Source organism: Bradyrhizobium sp. P5_C11_2, from assembly GCF_054049755.1.
Genome location: NZ_JBFULT010000914.1, coordinates 1 through 1765 on the forward strand (window position 1 = coordinate 1; position 1765 = coordinate 1765).

General features: G+C 65.2%; 2 protein-coding genes. Both read right to left on the reverse strand.

Annotation, left to right across the window (positions count from 1 at the left end; translation table 11 throughout):
• Positions 1-685, reverse strand: a 685-nt coding sequence (locus ACXJL8_RS40215) for an ABC transporter substrate-binding protein (protein ID WP_456686945.1), incomplete at its 3' end; no start/stop codon positions are given.
• Positions 686-727: 42 nt separating this feature from the next.
• Positions 728-1714, reverse strand: coding sequence for an ABC transporter ATP-binding protein (locus ACXJL8_RS40220; RefSeq protein ID WP_456618233.1), 987 nt, complete (start codon positions 1712-1714; stop codon positions 728-730).
• Between the last annotated feature and the right edge of the window lie 51 nt (positions 1715-1765).

A 1765-nucleotide genomic window follows, 5' to 3' on the forward strand; every position in this document is an offset into this window, starting at 1 on the left:
TGCCGCTGGCTTCCACGACCATCGCGGCATCCATGATGCCGATCGAGGGAATGTTGAGGATCGAGGCCTTGCCCTTGAACTCGGGATTGAGCAGCTCCGACCAGGAGCTGATCGGGCGCTTGATCAGGTCGGGGCGGATGCCGAGCGTGTCGGCATTGTAGACCGTCGGGATCAGCGTCACGAATTCGGTCRCGGTCTTCGAGAAGGTCTTGGAGTCCTTGCCTTCGAGATAGAGCACCTTCCAGGGCGCGGTGCCCTGGTTGCCGATCTTCTTGCCGCCGGGCGTCTCGCCCTTGGTGAAGACCGGCGTGATGTTGCCGAATTCCTTGATCTTCCTGGCGTCGAGGGCAAGGATGTTGCCCGACGGCACCAGTTTCTTCAGCGAGAAATATTCGGTGTCCAGCACGTCGAAGGAGTTCGGCTGGGTCATCACGCGCTTGGTGACGTCGTCGGTGGTGGCGGTGATGTATTCGATCTTGATGCCGGTGTCCTTCAGGCACTGCTTCGAGATGTCGTCGCCCTCGTTCACGGCGGTGCCGAGATAGCGCAGCACCTTGGTCTCGGCCGACTTCACGTAGGGAAAGCCGGTGATGGCGCCGGAGCCGGCGGCAAGGCCGGCGAGACCCGCGGTGCCCTTGAGCAGCGTGCGGCGGCTGACGCCCTTTTTCCTGGTGGTCTCGGTCATATCAGTCACTCCTCTGTTGCGCATTCCAGTGATCGATCGGCGCTATTGCAGGCGTTGCGCCTTGGCGGGATCCCAGGTGGCCAGCACACGATCGCCCGGACGGAACGGGTGAACGTCGAAGGCGGCCTCGGGAAGGTGGGAGAACAGGGCGGTGCCGTCGTCGAGCGTGAGCGAGACGGCGATGTAGGAACCCTGGTACTCGGTCTGGGTCAGCAGCGCCGGCGCGCCGAACGCGCCGTCGACGAACGGCAGGATGCCGAGCTGATCGGCGCGCACGGCGATGAGGTTGCCGGCGTCGCTGAGCACGTTGTGGCCGCCGATGAAGCGCGCCACGAATTCGGTTCGGGGATGGTGGAAGATGTCGCGGGCCGAGCCCTGCTGCTCGATCTTGCCGTGGTTCATCACCACGATGTGGTCGGCGAGCGCCATCGCCTCTTCCTGGCCATGGGTGACCTGGATGAAGCTGATGCCGAGCTCGCGCTGGAGCCGCTTCAGCTCGCCGCGCATCCTGACGCGCAGGAACGGATCGAGCGCGGACAGCGGCTCGTCGAGCAGCAGGATCTGCGGCTCGGTGATCAGCGCGCGGGCCAGTGCCACGCGCTGCTGCTGGCCGCCGGAGAGCTGCGCCGGGAGCCGGGCGGCGTAGGGGGTCATCGCCACCAGCTCGAGCAATTCGCCGGCGCGCTTGTGCCGCGTCGCGCGGTCGATGCCGCGCATTTTCAGGGCGAATGCAACATTGTCGAGCACAGTCAAATGCGGAAACAGCGCGTAGGACTGAAACATCATCGCCGTGCCGCGCTTGGCGGGCTCGAGATCGGTGACGTTCTGCGCACCGAGGATGATGTCGCCCTCGCTGACCGCCTCATGGCCCGCGATCATGCGCAAGGTCGAGGTCTTCCCGCAGCCGGAGGGGCCGAGCAGGCAGCAATAGGTGCCGGCCGGGATCTTGAGGTTGACATTGTCGACGGCCAGCGTCGTGTCGTAGCGCTTGGTGACGGCGACCAGTTCGAGAGCGGCGGGAGTGGCCATGGCGTGTCCGCTGGGAGGGCGATGCTCCGGCTTTCTCCGCAAGGTCCGTGC

Bases quoted from the DNA above. Each gene is read 5' to 3' on its own strand.
- ACXJL8_RS40220 (WP_456618233.1), bottom strand. From the start codon at position 1,714: ATGGCCACTCCCGCCGCTCTCGAACTGGTCGCCGTCACCAAGCGCTAC.